The 15,950-nt window shown below is 60.2% G+C and carries 16 protein-coding genes and 2 tRNA genes; 8 read left to right on the top strand and 10 right to left on the bottom strand.

The genetic code is table 11. The features are described 5' to 3' along the window. The first annotated feature begins 117 nt into the window (after positions 1-117). The gene (locus tag DOCECA_RS08160; RefSeq protein WP_434674926.1) at positions 118-1,911 is read left to right on the top strand and encodes a DAHL domain-containing protein; all 1,794 of its coding nucleotides are present in this window, start codon (positions 118-120) and stop codon (positions 1,909-1,911) included. Between the two features lie 57 nt (positions 1,912-1,968). Here DOCECA_RS08160 and DOCECA_RS08155 read toward each other — a convergent pair whose 3' ends face one another. Beyond that, a complete protein-coding gene (locus DOCECA_RS08155) occupies positions 1,969-2,160 on the bottom strand; it encodes a DUF2188 domain-containing protein (RefSeq protein ID WP_420766792.1) in 192 nt (63 codons plus the stop codon). Positions 2,161-2,262: 102 nt separating this feature from the next. Further along, positions 2,263-3,162, bottom strand: coding sequence for a polysaccharide deacetylase family protein (locus DOCECA_RS08150; RefSeq protein ID WP_445571724.1), 900 nt, complete (start codon positions 3,160-3,162; stop codon positions 2,263-2,265). 227 nt (positions 3,163-3,389) lie between these two features. On the opposite strand from DOCECA_RS08150, the gene DOCECA_RS08145 reads away from it, so the two are divergent. The 3 genes from DOCECA_RS08145 to DOCECA_RS08135 all read left to right on the top strand — a co-directional run bounded on the left by DOCECA_RS08145 (position 3,390) and on the right by DOCECA_RS08135 (position 4,617). Beyond that, on the top strand, positions 3,390-3,644 hold the full coding sequence (locus tag DOCECA_RS08145) for a DUF6555 family protein (protein WP_039588765.1): 255 nt from the start codon (positions 3,390-3,392) through the stop codon (positions 3,642-3,644). A gap of 152 nt (positions 3,645-3,796) precedes the next feature. Beyond that, positions 3,797-4,027, top strand: a complete 231-nt coding sequence (locus DOCECA_RS08140) for a hypothetical protein (RefSeq protein ID WP_420766790.1) — start codon at positions 3,797-3,799, stop codon at positions 4,025-4,027. Positions 4,028-4,191: 164 nt separating this feature from the next. After that, a complete protein-coding gene (locus DOCECA_RS08135) occupies positions 4,192-4,617 on the top strand; it encodes a hypothetical protein (RefSeq protein WP_434563836.1) in 426 nt (141 codons plus the stop codon). Positions 4,618-4,641: 24 nt separating this feature from the next. On the opposite strand, the gene DOCECA_RS08130 is transcribed toward DOCECA_RS08135, so the two are convergent. Continuing rightward, positions 4,642-4,869 (bottom strand): PLD nuclease N-terminal domain-containing protein, encoded by a 228-nt coding sequence (locus tag DOCECA_RS08130; RefSeq protein WP_420766788.1) that lies wholly within the window; start codon positions 4,867-4,869, stop codon positions 4,642-4,644. A 94-nt stretch (positions 4,870-4,963) separates the two neighbouring features. Beyond that, positions 4,964-5,152: a hypothetical protein gene (locus tag DOCECA_RS08125; RefSeq protein WP_420766787.1), complete on the bottom strand. Its 189-nt coding sequence runs from the start codon at positions 5,150-5,152 to the stop codon at positions 4,964-4,966. A gap of 266 nt (positions 5,153-5,418) precedes the next feature. On the opposite strand from DOCECA_RS08125, the gene DOCECA_RS08120 reads away from it, so the two are divergent. Continuing rightward, positions 5,419-5,781: an NUDIX hydrolase gene (locus DOCECA_RS08120; RefSeq protein ID WP_434611568.1), complete on the top strand. Its 363-nt coding sequence runs from the start codon at positions 5,419-5,421 to the stop codon at positions 5,779-5,781. Positions 5,782-5,869: 88 nt separating this feature from the next. On the opposite strand, the gene DOCECA_RS08115 is transcribed toward DOCECA_RS08120, so the two are convergent. Together DOCECA_RS08115 and DOCECA_RS08110 are read right to left on the bottom strand one after the other, a co-directional pair. After that, a tRNA-Leu gene (locus DOCECA_RS08115) sits at positions 5,870-5,956 on the bottom strand. A 194-nt stretch (positions 5,957-6,150) separates the two neighbouring features. After that, positions 6,151-6,224 (bottom strand) — tRNA-Cys (locus DOCECA_RS08110). 338 nt (positions 6,225-6,562) lie between these two features. Here DOCECA_RS08110 and DOCECA_RS08105 point away from each other — a divergent pair. The 3 genes from DOCECA_RS08105 (at position 6,563) to DOCECA_RS08095 (ending at position 9,494) form a co-directional block, all read left to right on the top strand. Continuing rightward, positions 6,563-7,402: an SRPBCC family protein gene (locus DOCECA_RS08105; RefSeq protein WP_434650892.1), complete on the top strand. Its 840-nt coding sequence runs from the start codon at positions 6,563-6,565 to the stop codon at positions 7,400-7,402. Beyond that, positions 7,402-8,574 (top strand): zinc-dependent alcohol dehydrogenase, encoded by a 1,173-nt coding sequence (locus DOCECA_RS08100; RefSeq protein ID WP_445571723.1) that lies wholly within the window; start codon positions 7,402-7,404, stop codon positions 8,572-8,574. Before DOCECA_RS08105 ends, DOCECA_RS08100 begins: the two co-directional genes overlap by 1 nt. Before the next feature lie 140 nt (positions 8,575-8,714). Then, positions 8,715-9,494 (top strand): TSUP family transporter, encoded by a 780-nt coding sequence (locus DOCECA_RS08095; RefSeq protein WP_434611200.1) that lies wholly within the window; start codon positions 8,715-8,717, stop codon positions 9,492-9,494. On the opposite strand, the gene nudC is transcribed toward DOCECA_RS08095, so the two are convergent. The 4 genes from nudC to DOCECA_RS08075 all read right to left on the bottom strand — a co-directional run bounded on the left by nudC (position 9,462) and on the right by DOCECA_RS08075 (position 15,920). Beyond that, positions 9,462-10,292 carry an NAD(+) diphosphatase gene (nudC, locus tag DOCECA_RS08090; RefSeq protein WP_434563828.1) on the bottom strand — a complete coding sequence of 277 codons (831 nt, stop codon included), beginning with the start codon at positions 10,290-10,292 and terminating at the stop codon, positions 9,462-9,464. The genes DOCECA_RS08095 and nudC overlap by 33 nt on opposite strands. A gap of 6 nt (positions 10,293-10,298) precedes the next feature. Beyond that, the gene (locus tag DOCECA_RS08085) at positions 10,299-11,111 is read right to left on the bottom strand and encodes a crotonase/enoyl-CoA hydratase family protein (RefSeq protein ID WP_434611198.1); all 813 of its coding nucleotides are present in this window, start codon (positions 11,109-11,111) and stop codon (positions 10,299-10,301) included. A gap of 217 nt (positions 11,112-11,328) precedes the next feature. Beyond that, the gene (locus DOCECA_RS08080) at positions 11,329-12,819 is read right to left on the bottom strand and encodes an efflux transporter outer membrane subunit (RefSeq protein WP_434611196.1); all 1,491 of its coding nucleotides are present in this window, start codon (positions 12,817-12,819) and stop codon (positions 11,329-11,331) included. Continuing rightward, positions 12,816-15,920, bottom strand: coding sequence for an efflux RND transporter permease subunit (locus DOCECA_RS08075; RefSeq protein ID WP_434650882.1), 3,105 nt, complete (start codon positions 15,918-15,920; stop codon positions 12,816-12,818). Before DOCECA_RS08075 ends, DOCECA_RS08080 begins: the two co-directional genes overlap by 4 nt. Between the last annotated feature and the right edge of the window lie 30 nt (positions 15,921-15,950).

Genomic DNA, 15,950 nt, shown 5'->3' with positions numbered 1-15,950 from the left:
CCCAGGCAAACAAACAACGCAACTCCCCTCCTGTATCCCATTCTCCGCCCGTCATCCCGATAATTGCTCACACTCGCCAGGTCCGGTTTCGGCATCCGTTCCGCGCAGGAGAAACCTGTGACCATTCTGATCAATAAATACAAGTGGCCCGTCCTGTTGGCCGCGGCGCTTGTTGTCTTTTCCGCATTGATCTTCTTTTTAATAAAATCCTATACATACGACTCAGCGACCTATTTCGAATCACGGGACTTCATTCGCCAACTCAAGCAAGCCGACGCCAACTGGAACGTAAAAATCCTCAGGAAGAAAATCGGCGTCAACAATAACCTGTCACTCACCCCACCCCCCGAAGCGCAGACTCGCTGGGAGCAATTGGAGCGTTTGAACAGTTCCGGCCCGCTAGCGGCGCTCTGGGCGTCAAGGCGCCAGGGATACGTGGATGCGGTCAAGAACAAGAATCTGCTGGTCGAGCAGTTCGAGCAGCACAACGCCACCCTGCGGGCGTCACTGGATGAGTTGCCAACGGTTGAAGACGAAATACAAAACCTGTTGCAGGAGATGAAGGCGAACGGGGAGATCGCGCGCCTGACCGCAGCCTCGAATGTCCTGGACCTGGCGTTGACCACCCTGGAGTTCGCCCTTTACGTCACGGCGGATAAAGAACGGGAAGTGCGGGATCAGTTAAGCGAACTCGAACATCAGATTGACCAACTGCCTGCCCTCTATCGGCCCGCGTTTGTGTCTCTGATACACCACGTCAAGACCATCATCCACGAACAGCCCCAGGTCAACGACCTGCTGGACCGCATCAGCGTCATCCCAGTGGCCCAGGAGCTGGACAGCATCAACGAGCTGTTGAACGAAACGCAGCGCAGGACCGCCGCCACGGACCGTAAGTACCATATATACCTGGCGGTGTGCGCCGGCCTGATGGCGCTTTTGATGATCTATCTGGCCGTACGGCTGGTGCGCAGTTATTCAGTCATCAACCAGATCAACCATGAGCTGCAAACTTCCAATGACAAACTGGAAGAACGCGTCCAGGAACGCACTCGCGAGTTGAAGGAGGCCGAACGGGAGTTGGTGGATGCCGCTCGCATGGCAGGCATGGCCGAGATTGCAACGAACGTGTTGCACAACGTCGGCAATGTCCTCAACAGCGTGAATATTTCCGCGGACCTGGTCACTCGCAAGTTAAAAAACAGCAAGACGCAAGGGTTGGGCAAAGCCGTGAAAATGATGAACGAACATGCCGACGACCTGGGTCATTTCATCACCGAGGACGAAAAAGGCAAGTTGTTGCCCCGCTACTTCAATGAACTGGTGGACTCTGTTGCAGGCGAACAAGCACTGCTCATCGAGGAACTGGCGCAGTTGACCAAAAGCATCGATCACATCAAGGACATCGTCACCACCCAACAAACCTACGCCGGGGCTGCGAGGCTGATCGAGCCGCTGAACGTCGCCGATCTGTTCGAGGATGCCCTGCGCATGAATTCAGGGGCGCTGAGCCGGCATCATGTCACCGTGATCAAGGATTACCAGGACGCTCCCGTGATTCTCGGCGACAAGCACCGGCTGCTGCTGATCCTGATCAACCTGATCAGCAATGCCAAGTTCGCCATGTCCAGCGTTGAGCACCCACGGGAGATGACCCTGGGAATCCGCATCGTCGACCAGACGACGTTATGCGTCAGCGTCAAGGACCGTGGCGAAGGGATTTCCAAGGAAAACCAGGCGAGGATCTTCAATCATGGCTTCACGACCCGCAAGGACGGCCATGGCTTTGGCCTGCACAGTTGCGCCCTGGCGGCGGTCGAAATGAACGGCCGTCTCTTGGCCTACAGTGACGGACCGGGGCACGGCGCCCTGTTTACGCTGGAACTGCCCCTGGAGCTGGCAGCCTCATGACCCGCTTTGACTGCGCGACTGGCATCCGTGCCTGCGCGCAGTCAACAGAACGCGGCCCTACTTGACGTTCCCGGACGGGGCGTTACGGCGTCTCCTGGCGGGTAATGCGGCGGCGTAGGCCAGCGCTTCCTCCCGTGAGGCGAAGGAACCCAGCCGATCAGCCTGGGTACAGACTCGCCAAGGGCCGCTGTTGACGCTCAGTACGTCATAGCCATTGATGTGCATTTTCGTCAGCATCGCAGTACTCATGGTGATCACCTCCTGCAAAGTACCGAGTTACGCTGCCTACCATACTCCCGGTTCACCCGTCGGTGCCTACCGGGCGTCGCGACAGTTCATCGTCCATGCAATTCAATGGGAGTCCGAATCCCACAGCCAATCCCATAAACCGGGCAGATGCACGGGCTGGGACGTGTCGCGAACCGTGCGAGCCAGCGCCGCTCGTTCCAAGGCGCGGCTGTCGTCGTAGAACGGCTTCGCATCGGTCCTGAGCCCGGTCTCACTGGCACTGTCCAAAAGGATCTGTAGGTATTCACGGGCGTGGCGGGCGGTATATCGGTTGAGGTCGTGGAAGGTCACGACGACCGGTATCACACCGTCCACAGTGGGCAATTGACCATCCGCGATGCGCTCGCGGACCTCGGAGAGCTGGCGCGTGAGGTTCATCCGCCGTCGTGGGCTCACGGTAATGCCCCAAACCTTGCCATCATTGGCGCTCAAGTCAGTCAGCAATACGTGCATACCGTGTCGTTGATAAGCGGCAAACGTGCGCTTGTCGAAACTCCAGAATGGCGGCCGTACCAGGTTTGGCGATGCGCCTGTGATCACAGCGATATCGTTGGCGCCATTGGCCAGGGACTGCTCCAACTCATCCGGATCCAGGAATCGATGATTGGTATGCCAATAGGTAGCCGTGTGGAATCCCAATAAGTGTCCGTTCGCATGCTCACGACGCATGAGCGAGCGGCCGATTTCGCTGCCACCGGCCCGTGGCGCTCGGGTCTGGACGAAAAAAACCGCCTTGATCCCAGGCTGCACCGGATTACGGTCCAATGCGTCCAGCACGTCGGCGCTCGGATTCCAGAAAGACGATGCGCTGGGCCCATCATCGAATGTCAGCAGGAAACGGATCGGGGCCTGGACGCGCAGGCGTTCCTCGGTTTGCGGGGTCAATTCGATGGGCGGGCCGATGCAGCCCGACAAGTGCAGGACAAACAGCGCCACGACCAGCGCCCTGGCGAAATTGTTCATGTCTTGCCTTTATTCAGTGCCACGTTACGTCGCCTTTGATCCTTGGCACCGGTGCTTTCAAGCTCACCTTGGAGAAGGTTACCCGGGTTTGGTTCCGCACCGTGAGCACGGTGTTCAGCAACCCTCGACACTCTCCCTGTAGACCCCATTCTTGACCGTCCGGAAATCCAATGGAATTTTCCGAACGCCTCCGTATCCATCCGTATAGGATCAATTAGGGAGGATTTATGGGCGGTCCATCGCTTTACATCATCGACTACATGCTCCATGGCGAGCCCAAGTCTTTCATCATTCGCGCCGAAGTGATGAATAACTCCGAAGCTTGGCATTGGGCCAGTTGCGACGCGGGTGTTGGGCGCATCCCCAAATTCGGCAGGGAGAAGGTCAAGCGGGTTTCAAAACCCATGGCAGAAAAATATGGCATTACCGATGTGCGCTGGCGAGCCTCCGTCGCGCCATCCTGGGTCAAGGAGTCTGGCTGAACAAGACATGAAAGGGTCCGGCGCACCGACTGTCCAGTCGTGCGCCGGATATCCAACGCCGCAGAAATATCTCAACTACCCTTATTGCAGCCTTACCCGTCCATAGCGATGGGTTTCGTGCTGCCTCATCCAACGTTGAATGGAGGTGTGACATGTCCGAAAAAGAGTCCATCACCACCCTGCTCACTTTATTGGAATCGCGCCAGGCGGGGCTGACCGCGGCCTGTAAGGAAATTGCCGACTGGGTCGACCATCAGGGCGGCCATCCCGCTGCAGTGCGCATCCGCGATCGGCTCAACGACATCGAAAAGGATGCCCCGTCGATCCAGAGCGCCCTCTCTTCACTCAAACCTGTGGAACGTCCGTTGCCAAGATTTCGCTAATAGGTTTCGCTATATGTTTCGTTGATGGAAAGCTTCGTCAACGACGCTTGCCGCACCGGTTTCCCTGAGCTCCACCGGTTGTAAACCCGATGGAACGACGGCGTACGTTTGCACCTCGATATTGATAGGTATCGATGCAAGAGCCGTCATAAGGGAGAACCAACATGAATGCCAGAGTCCTGCTGCTGATTGCCTGTGCCTGCCCCGCCACCGTCATGGCGCAGGGTTGCGAGGTCCTTACCCGATCCCAAAGCCAGGCGGTACAGGAAATCGAAACCCGCAGTTGCTATGAGTACAAGGGCGTCCCCTCGGAGGCCATCGGCTGGTCCTGCAGCAACGAAAGCAAAGGGACCCTGAGCACTCAAAAGAAACCCGTCGAGCGTTGCGCCGAAGGCTACGTGGCAACGTGTCAGGCAAGACTGACCCAGGAAGCCCTGGCCAATCCCCATTCCACCAGCAAGGATCGCAGCGGCGGCTCGGCGAATATCCCGGACAACGCCCAAGTCACCTGGTACTACTACGACGCGCAACAAGTGCAGCAAGCACAAAAGGATTGCGAAACCACCGGCGGCCAATGGAAGAACCGCTGACCGGGTGGTTCGCATCACATGGCGTCAGCCCTTGCTGTGTTCTGGGGAAGAAGGCGGGTTCTTGACGCCTCGTGGCCCGGCCACGCCCCAGATGATCAAGCCCAAGACAGGCAAGATAATCAGCAACAGCGCCCAGCCCGCCTTGGTACCGGCCGACTTGTCGCTGCGAAAGACGCTGACGATCGCCCACAAGTCTACGAGCAACAGCAACACCGCTACGGCGATCCAGAAATAACTGGCTAGTTCAGACATGGCCTCAATCCTCTTGTCGGTCTATGGATTAGGCATGGCCGCGCCAGCTCCGTTCAAAGAATCTGACTTGCTGTTACGGTTGACGATCGTGCAGCTACAAGCGCTCGTTGAGGTAGGCGACCCATTGCTCATAGGCCTCGTGCTGACGCCGGACCGCCTCGTCCCAGGCGGTTCCCGACATTTGATGGACACAGATAAGCGCCATCATCTCCGACGTTGCTGCGTCGAGCTCAACCAGAAGCTCGTGGGATCTGACTTTGAAGTCTTCAACGGTGGTCATCATTCCTCGCTTCCCCCATCGGGGCCGGCTCGTCCACCCAACATTGATGCGTTTTTTCGGCGCTGATTCATTTTTGGCGATGATCGGTCGTCGACAACGGCCCTGCCTCGACGTTTTCCAACCGTCCGCGAAATAAACGAAGCCTTTTCCATGGGGCGCGATCCCATGGACAGAAACGAAACATTTCGTTTTTTGAACGCCGAAACGGCGCGAGGCTCAAATATTGCAGTTATATTGCATTTTAATGACAGTCGGAATTGGACCAGGTTATGAAGATTCGAGCGACCGTCATCTGCGAAGAAGACCGCCACATCCTGCTGGTACGTAAGCCCAAGAGCCGCTGGGCGTTGCCTGGCGGAACTGTCGAGCGCGGCGAAACCCACGCCGACGCCGCCCTAAGGGAACTGGCGGAAGAAACGGGGCTGAGCGCCGAAAGCCTGCTTTACCTGATGCGGATCAATGACGGCGGTACCGAGCATCACGTGTTCGAGGCGGCGGTCAACGATTCGACGGCCGCCAGGCCACAAAATGAGATCAGCGACTGTGTATGGCACCCGTTGGACGCCATTGCGCAGTTGCAGATGAAAAAAGGGATGCGGGAAATATTGGAAGCGTTTCGGCGCAGGCTGTAGACCGCTTAAAACCTGACGAACAATTTTTACGGACCAGAAACAAACAAGGGTTTGCATTAGCTTTCGCTCGCAAACCCTTGATATTAGATGGTGCCCGAAGCCGGAATCGAACCGGCACGCCCTTACGAGCGGGGGATTTTAAGTCCCATGCGTCTACCAGTTTCGCCATTCGGGCGGTAGCGCGGTCAAGCCATGTGACACTGTCGGATAGGCATCCCACAGGATCGAGGCTGGTGCAACAGAGGGGGAAATATATACATCCCTCCTGGGTGAAGCAAGGCGGCCATTGCCCTTTTCAAGACAAAACCTTTCACCGCCCCCTAAATAAAAAAGCTCCGTAGATCATGAATCTACAGAGCTTTTTAGAAGTGGAGGCCGAAGTCGGAATCGAACCGGCGTAGGTGGATTTGCAATCCACTGCATAACCATTTTGCTATTCGGCCTCAATACGCCTGATGCAATGAAACCGCATCAAACGGATAAAAACTTATCCGGACAAAGCCGCTAATAGCGAGCTATCTCCTTGAAAACATTGAAGTTTTTTACGCCTCGATGCATTCGATGGGCGCAATTATGTACTCATTTGCCTAAGCTGACAACCCCTTGATTTCAAAAAAAATTTGCCTGGCGGTGAGACCTTCGGATGTATTTCCTGGGCAACACGACGGGCCGAAACCTCTGCGAACCGGCTCATCGGGAAACCACTCACACCAACGGAACAACCGCCGTTGCCCTCGGTTCATTCGTTATGTCGTCCCCTGGATCAGCAAGGAGAACCATCATGACTGAACGCCCAAAACTGGTGGCGAGCCGGGCTCCGGTGCCCACCTCATCACGCCCCAATCTTGGCACGCCGGAGCGCCTGGTGTCGCTGGTGGCCGGCTCGTTATTGCTTGCCAATGGTTTGCGCCAGGGCGGTCTCAAGGGCTGGCCGCAGGTGCTGCTCGGCGCGTGCGCTGCCTGGCGAGCCTATTCAGGCACATGCCGGATCAAGCAAGCCCTGACCCACAGCCCTTTCGAACAAACATTCGAACAGGATCGCGATTGGGACGGCAGCAAGGTCATTTCCCGCAGCATCACGGTGGGCAAGCCGAGGGACGAGGTCTACGCGTTCTGCAGCGAACCGGCCAATCTGGGAGCGCTCATGCCATGGGTGGACGCCATCGAACAGACGGGCGAACGAACTTATCGCTGGGTCGCCCATGGCCCGATGGACAAGACGTTGCAGTGTGACCTCGAACACTGCGAACCCAAGGAAGGCCGCAAGCTGCACTGGATTGCCGGTCCGGACCGACGCTTCAAGCATGACATCCAGATGCATTTCAGCGATGCGCCCGCCGGTCGCGGTACGCAGATCAAAGTCATCGTGGCTTGCGAGACGCCTCTCGGCGCGGCCGGCTATGCGCTCGCCGCCGCTATTTCCCGGTTCTCCGACAAGGCCCTGCTCAATGTGCTGCGCAGCATCAAGCAGCAACTGGAAACGGGCGAAGTCAGCACCAACAAGATGCGCGATCCGCATACCAAGGATTTTCTGTTTGTCCACTTGGCTACCCACGCGACGCAAGCTCCAGCCAATGACTCATCCTCTGACAAACCCGAACTCAATGGAGGTACCGTCTGATGCGCGCATTGACTTGGCAAGGCCCCAACAAACTGCAGGTCGAGACGGTGGACGATCCCTCCATCCTGAATCCCCGCGACGCCATCGTGCGGGTGATCCTATCCTCGGTGTGCGGCTCGGACCTGCATCTGCTGGGCGGCTACGTGCCGACCATGCAGGCCGGCGATATCATCGGGCATGAGTTCATGGGCGAAGTGGTGGAAACCGGCTCGGCTGTCACGCAGATCAAGAAAGGCGACCGGGTCGTCACAGTGTCGATTGTCGGCTGCGGAGAATGCGAGCATTGCCAGCGTTCGGACTTTTCCTGCTGCGACAACTCCAATCCGAACCCCACCGCCACCGACATCGCCTACGGTCAACCCGCCTGCGGCATCATTGGCTACAGCCATGCGTTCGGTGGTTATGCCGGCAGCCACGCCACCTATATCCGCGTGCCGTTTGCCGACGTCAACCTGTTCACGATCCCCGATGGCGTCAGGGACGAGCAGGCCGTGTTCGTCTCCGATGCGGTGCCCACCGGTTATTTCGCCGCCGACAACGCCGATATCCAACCCGGCGATACGGTGGCGGTCTGGGGTTGCGGCGGGGTTGGGCTGATGGCGATGTCCAGCGCCTACTTGCTAGGCGCAGAACGGGTGATTGCCATCGACCGCTTTGCCGATCGTTTGCGCCTGGCCGAGGAAAAGGCCGGCGCCATCGCCCTCAACTACGAGACCAGCGACGTGCATGCCGCCCTGCTGGAACTGACCGGCGGCCGTGGACCGGATCGCTGCATCGATTGCGTCGGCATGGAGGCCCACGGCACGGAAGTCGATTATTTCTACGACAAGACCAAACAGATGCTGCGCCTGCACACCGAACGCGGGACCGTGCTGCGCCAGTCGATTCGCGCGTGTCGTAAAGGCGGGACGGTGTCGGTGGTCGGCGTGTACGGCGGCTTGCTGGACAAATTCCCGATGGGCGCGATCGTGAACAAGTCACTGACTCTGCGTTCCGGCCAGCAACCGGGACAGCGTTATGTGAAGCGTCTGTTCGAACACATCCAGAACGGTGACCTGGACCCCTCCTATCTGCTGACGCATCCCATGGGCCTGGAGCAATCGGTTGAGGGCTACGCAATGTTCAAGGAGAAACGCCAGGATTGCCTACGGGCGGTGTTCCGCCCGGAATAGATCAACTCCATGGCGAGGGAGCAACTCCCTCGCCACCGGGATTGCAGGGCCTCACCGGACAGTCGCGGCGCGCCGTCATAATCGGTAACATACCGGCCTTTCCCGCAGCCCTCCTGCGCCCTGCCGACTAAGTCCATTCCATGCCTTTCGAACTCAGCGTTGAACTTTCCACCCTCGCGATACTGGCCGTTGTGGCGTTCATCGCCGGCTTCATCGATGCCATTGCCGGCGGTGGCGGGCTGCTCACCACCCCGGCCCTGTTGACCGCCGGCCTGCCGCCACACTTGGTGCTGGGCACCAACAAGCTCAGCTCGACCTTTGGCTCGGCCACGGCCAGCTTTACCTTTTACAAGCGCAAGCTGTTTCACCCACGGCAGTGGACCCACGCCCTCGTCGGCACGCTGATCGGTGCCCTGGCCGGTGCCGTCGTTGCCCATTACCTGCCCGCCGAGTGGCTGAACAAGATGCTGCCGGTCATTGTCTTTGCCTGCGGCCTCTACTTGCTGTTCGGCGGCACGCCCAAGGCACCGCTGGACAGCAATGCGCCGATCAAGAAGACCTGGCAGTCGCCGCAAGGCTTCGCCCTCGGTTTCTATGACGGCGTGGCCGGCCCGGGCACGGGTGCGTTCTGGACCGTCAGCAGCCTGCTGCTCTACCCCATCGACCTGGTCAAGGCCAGCGGCGTGGCCCGCAGCATGAACTTCGTCAGTAACATCGCGGCGCTGACGGTGTTCATCGTCTCGGGCCAGGTGGACTGGATCATCGGCCTGAGCATGGGCCTGTCGGTGATGGTCGGTGCTTTCTTTGGCGCGCGCACCGCCATCAGCGGCGGCGCGAAGTTCATCCGGCCAGTGTTCATCACCGTGGTGCTGGCCCTGACCGTGCGCCTAGCCTGGCAACACTGGTTCAGCATGGCCTAAGCGCCGCGCCACGTAGAGGTCGATCAGATACCGGGCAATCGAGCGCGAGGCGGGAAGCGGTGGCAGATCGTGGATGCTGAACCACTGCGCGTCTTCGATCTCGTCCTCTTGGGGCACGATGTCGCCGCTGGCGTATTCGGCGTGGAAGCCCAGCATCATCGAATGGGGAAACGGCCAGCACTGGCTGCCCACGTACTGGATGTTCTTCACTTCGATACTGACTTCTTCGCGGACTTCCCGGACGAGGCAGTCCTCGGCCGACTCACCCGGCTCGGCAAATCCTGCCAAGGTGCTGTAGACACCCGAGACAAAACGGGGCGAACGTGCGAGCAGGACTTCATCGCCACGGGTGATCAGTACGATCATGCTTGGTGAGATCCGCGGGTAATGCCGCAGATCGCACGCCTGGCAATGCATCGCCCGCTCGCGCGGCACCTGGCTCATGGGCTGGCCGCAACTGCCGCAAAAGCGGTGTTCCCGGGCCCAGGTCCCGACCTGAGCGGCATAACCCAACACCTTGAACAGCGTGTGATCTTCCTCGAGCATGAACGCGCGCAAGCCTTTCCAGCTGCAACCGGGAATATCCAGGGGGCTGTGCAGTTCCAGCAGGTAGACCGGCTCGCCATCGAAATGGCCGATGCCGTGCTCGGCGAGGATCGACAGGTCTTGGCGCTTGAGCCAGTCGCGAGGAAACAGCGCGCCGTTATCGTCGTACAAAAAACCTTCCGGGCTGCGGGCCACGGCCCAGCCGCCGGGAAGGTCGGTGTCGAGTACTGCGGTGGTCCAGCGTGAAATCATGATCGATCAATCCAGAAATTCGGGTTTCTGTTTGCTCATATGGGCGGCCATGGCCACGCGCAGGTCATTGGATTGCAGCATGGCGGCATTCCACGTGGCGACATATTCCAGGCCGTCGTCGATGCGGTGGTCGCGCATGTAGCTGATCATTTCCTTGGTGCCGGTGATGGCAATCGGCGACTTGGCGGCGATTTCCCGGGCAATGCCCATCACGCCGTCGAGCAGGCTGGCGGTGTCATTGTAGACACGATTGACCAAGCCAATGCTGCGCGCTTCGTCGGCACCAAAGGTGCGCCCCGTATAAGCGAGTTCACGCAGCATGCCGTCCCCGATGATCCGGGGCAAGCGTTGCAATGTCCCAACATCGGCCGCCATGCCGATGTCGATTTCCTTGATGGAGAACTGCGCGTCTTCGGCGGCGTAGCGCATGTCGCAAGCGGAAATCAGGTCGATGGCACCACCGAGACAATAGCCCTGGACCGCCGCGAGTACCGGTTTACGGCAGTTGTCCACGGCATTGAACGAGGCTTGCAGCTGCAGGATCTTGCGTCGCAGCACGCGGGCGTTACGGCCCACATCCTTGCCCAGTTCGTTCGCCACGCCAGCCAGCATCATCAGGTCGATGCCTGAGGAAAAGTGCTTGCCGGCACCGCTCAGGACCACCACCCGCACTTCGTCGGTGTCGTCGATCCATTGGAAAATCTCGACGATTTCGCTCCAGAACGCCGCGTTCATGGCGTTGATCTTGTCCGGTCGGTTGATCTGCACATGGGCGATGTTGTCTGCAAGTTCGACGTTGAACGCTTGGTATTGCGACATGGCAGTATCCTTTGACCGGCTGGAAGAGGCCTGAACTATAACAAGCGATCACGACAGGACGTAGGCAGCGCATCGGCCAAAAGCGGGACTGCATCACGCTGCGCAATCTAATGTGGGAGCGAGCCTGCTCGCGAAGGCGGCAGGTCAGTCAACATTTTCATAAGCTGAACCACTGCTTTCGCGAGCAGGCTCGCTCCCACAAGGTCTGGGGCGGGTATCAGTCCGTTGCCGGCTGCTCGGACGCCTCCAACCGCCCATCCCAACCACCGCCCAACGCGGCAATCAACTGCACACTCGCAATCAACCGGCTCTGTTGCAGGCTCAACACGCTGCGCTCGTTGCTCAGAGCTGTAGCCTGGACAGACACCACGTCGAGATAGCCGATCAGCCCTGCCCTGTACTGATTCTGCGTCAGGCGCAGGGACTCGCGGGCGGCGTCGAGGGCTTCCTGGCGCACGCGGGCTTCGTCTTCGAGCACCTTGAGCTGGATCATGTAGTTCTCGACTTCGCGGAAACCGTCGAGCACGGTCTGGCGATAGGTGGCGACCGTCTGATCATACGCCGCCACGCTGCGGTCGACCTCCGCCGAGCGCTGGCCGCCATCGAACAGGGTCATCGCCAGTTGCGGGCCGACCGACCAGAAGCGGTTCGGCACGCTCACCCAGTTATCGTAGGTACTGCTGCTGTAGCCACCGCTCAGGCTCAGGGTCAGGTCCGGGTAATAGGCGGCCTTCGCCACGCCGATGTTGGCGTTCGCCGCCATGACCGAGCGCTCCGCCGATGCGATGTCTGGACGGCGTTCGAGCAGTTGCGACGGCACGGCCACCGGGACTTGCGGCAGCGCTGGGACATCCTGGGTTTCGGCCAGGCTGAATTCGGCCGGCGGCAGACCGATCAGCACGGCAATGGCGTTTTCGAACTGCGCACGCTGCCAGATCAGGTCGATCAGGTCGCCCTGGGTGGTCTTGAGCTGGTTCTGCGCCTGGGCCACCGCATCCTTGCCGGACACCCCGGCGCGGTACTGGTTTTCGGTCATTTTCAGAGAGCGCTGGTAGTTGTCGACGGTAGTCTGCAACAAGCGCTTCTGCTGATCGATCACCCGCAACTGCAGGTAGTTCTGCACCAGCTCCGATTGCTGGCTCAGACGCATCGCCGCCAGGTCGGCAAAGCTGGCCTGGGCGCTGGCTTCATCGGCCTCCAAGGTACGGCGCAACCTGCCCCACACGTCCGCTTCCCAGCTCACGCCGGCCTGGGCGCTGTAAGTGTCGCGGATGCCGCTGGAGGAACTGCTCAGGCTCGAACTGCTGCTGCCCGTGCCTTGGCTGGAGCGGGTCTTGCCGACCGAAAGGTCGACCGTCGGAAAGAACGCCCCGCGAGCACTGCGCGCCAAAGCCTGGGCCTGACGGTACTGGGCTTCGGCCTGGGCCACGGTCTGGTTGGAGGCGTTGAGCTGTTCCACCAGGTCGTTGAGCCGGGTGTCAGCGTACAGTTCCCACCAGGCGCCACGGGCCAGGGCGTCGCTGGGGTTGGCCTGGCGCCAGCCCTGGGCCTCCTTGTACTGCGACGGCGCGGCGGCTGACGGGCGCTGGTAATCGGGACCGATTGCGCAGGCACTCAGCAGTGCCACGCAGAGCGCCAGGCTCAAGACACGCGAACCACGGGCAGTCGCCAGCGCAGCGACAAGGTTGAACAACGAACGATCGGTCATAGCGGAGTTTCCAGGGCAGCATCAGTGCGCACCCCACGCCAGCGGTTGAAACGATGGCGCAGGTTATCAAGATAGAGGTAGACCACCGGGGTGGTGTAGAGCGTCAGGACCTGGCTGAATACCAACCCGCCGATAATGGTCAGGCCCAGCGGTTGGCGCATTTCCGAGCCTTCGGCGCCACCGAGCAACAGCGGCAGGGCTCCGAGGATCGCGGCCAGCGTGGTCATGAGGATAGGCCGCAGTCGCAACAGGCAAGCGCTGCGGATCGACTCCAACGGCGTTTGGCCGGCGCGCTCCAATTGCAATGCGAGGTCGATCATGAGGATGGCGTTTTTCTTCACGACGCCAATCAGCAGGAACAACCCCAGCAGCGAGATCAGGCTGAACTCGCTGCCCAGGACATAGATCGACAACAACGCGCCCACCCCGGCCGAGGGCAAGGTGGACAGGATGGTCAGCGGGTGGATATAGCTTTCGTACAGCACGCCGAGCACTAGGTACACCGCCAGCAACGCGCCGAGGATCATGAACGGCTGGCTTTTCTGGGTCGCGGCGAACGCGTCGGCGGTGCCGGCCATTTTCGCGATGACATCTTCGGGCATCCCGAGCTTGGCTATCGCCCGCTCGATCGCCGCGGTGCCCTGCTCCACCGTGACGCCTTCGGCCATGTCGAACGAAATACCTTCTGAAGCGAACTGGCCTTCATGGCTGACCCGGTCGTCCTCCAGGCTGTTTTCATAATGGGCAATCGCCGACAGCGGGACCCGCGCGCCATCGGCGGTAATCACCTGGACCTGCTCGAGCGTATTCGGGTCCTGGGCATATTTGGGATTGACCTCCATGACCACCTGATACTGGTTCAGGCTGTCGTAGATGGTCGAGATCTGCCGCTGGCTGTAGGCGTTGTTCAGTACCGAGGTGACCATGTCCATGTCGATGCCCAGGCGCTTGGCCTGGTCGCGGTCCACGATCAGCGTCACCTGCTGCGCCCCGCCACCGTCGCGGGCGTCGATGGCGGTCAGTTCCGGCAAGGCGCGGAAGGCGGCGACGACCTTGGGATACCAGATGCGCAGCGACGCCAGGTCGGCGCTCTGGAGGATGTAGGAATACTGCGACGTGGTCTGCTCGCGACCGCCACCGAATTGCAGGTCCTGGTCGGCCATCAGCATCAATTGGGCACCGGGTACCTTGGGCATTTCCTTGCGCAAGCGCTCGATGACCTTTTGCGCGGAAATCCCGCGTTCCTTGATCGGCTTGAGGCGTACCAGCATGAAAGCATTGTTGGTGCCGTTGTTGCCGCCGATGAAACCCGCCACGCTCTGCACCGCTTCGTCCTTGAGCACCGCGCGACGGAAGATTTCCATTTTCGGCTGCATCACGTTGAACGACAGCCCATCGTCACCGCGCACGAAGCCGATCAATTGGCCGGTGTCCTGCTGGGGCATGAACGTCTTTGGCACCACCACGTACAGTGCGATATTCACGCCGATGGTCACCAGCAGGCTGAGCAAGGTCAGGCGCCGATGGCGCAGCACCCAATCCAGGCTGCGGGCGTACCCCCGGACCATGCGCTCGTTGAGGCCGTGGCTCCAACGCTGCAAGCGGTTTTCCTGCCCCGGCACGTGGGGCTTTAGCCACCGGGCGCAGAGCATCGGGGTAAGCGTCAGGGACACCACCAGCGAGACCACGATGGCGGCCGCCAGGGTGATGGAAAATTCGCGAAACAGACTCTCGACGATCCCGCCCATGAACAGGATCGACAGGAACACCGCCACCAGCGAGGCGTTCATCGACAGCAAGGTGAAGCCCACTTCCTCGGCGCCCAGGTAGGCCGCTTTCATCGGCGGCACGCCCTCGTCGATGTGCCGGGAAATGTTCTCCAACACCACGATGGCATCGTCCACCACCAGCCCGGTGGCGAGGATCAGCGCCATCAGCGACAGGTTGTTCAGGGAAAAACCGTAGAGGTACATCACCGCGAACGTGCCCACCAACGACACCGGCACCGCCAGGGTCGGGATCAGCGACGCACGGAAATTACCGAGGAACAGGAACACCACCAGCACCACCAGCGCCACGGCGATCAACAGGGTCATTTCCGCTTCGTGCAGGGTGGCCTTGATCACCGGCGAGCGGTCCATGGCCAGGTTGAGCTTGACGCTGGCCGGGAGCACCGCTTGCAGGGCCGGCAGCTGGTTCTTGATCTCGTTGACGGTTTCGATGATGTTGGCGCCGGCCTGGCGGTTGATGACCAGCAGCACGGCGGCATCGTCGTTGAAGAACCCACTGTTGTAGCGGTCCTCCACGCTGTCGCTGACCTTCGCCACGTCCTTGAGCCGCAACACCGAGCCGTCCTGGTAGCGGATGACCAGCGTTTCGTAGTCCTTGGCCTTTTCCAACTGGTCATTGGCCTGGACTTGCCACATGCGCTTGTCGTCTTCGACCGACCCTTTTGGCCGGCGGACATTGCTGTCGGCGATCGCCGTGCGGACGTCGTCGAGCGCCACGCCGTACTGGTTGAGTAATTGTGGCTCCAGCTCGATACGCACCGCCGGCAGCGAACTGCCGCCGATCTGCACTTCCCCTACCCCCGCCACTTGGGACAGGCTCTGGGACAGGATGGTGGAAGCCAGGTCATAGAGCTGGCCTTTCTCCAGCACGTCGGAGGTCAGCGAAAGCACCATGATCGGCGCCTGGGACGGGTTGACCTTCTTGTAGGTCGGCATGCTGCGCATGCCACTGGGCAGCAGATTGCGCGAGGCGTTGATTGCCGCCTGTACTTCCCGCGCCGCGCCATTGATGTCGCGGTCCAAGTCGAATTGCAGGATCACCCGGGTCGAGCCCTGGCTCGAACGGCTGCTCATGGTATTGACCCCGGCGATGGCGCCGAACGAGCGCTCCAGCGGCGTCGCCACGGTGGAAGCCATCACCTCCGGGCTCGCCCCCGGCAGGTTGGCCTGGACCACGATCACCGGGAAATCCATTTGCGGCAACGGCGAAACCGGCAGCAAGCCAAAGCACACGCCGCCGAGCAGCATGATCGCGAAGCTCAGAAGCATGGTCGCCACTGGACGGCGGATGAAGGGGCCGGAGAGGTTCATCGACCGCAGCCCCATGCTTCAATGGACAGG

This window comes from Pseudomonas sp. E102 (assembly GCF_052660185.1).
The sequence above is the reverse complement of the archived record's forward strand: the minus strand, read 5'-3'. Positions and strand labels throughout refer to the sequence as shown.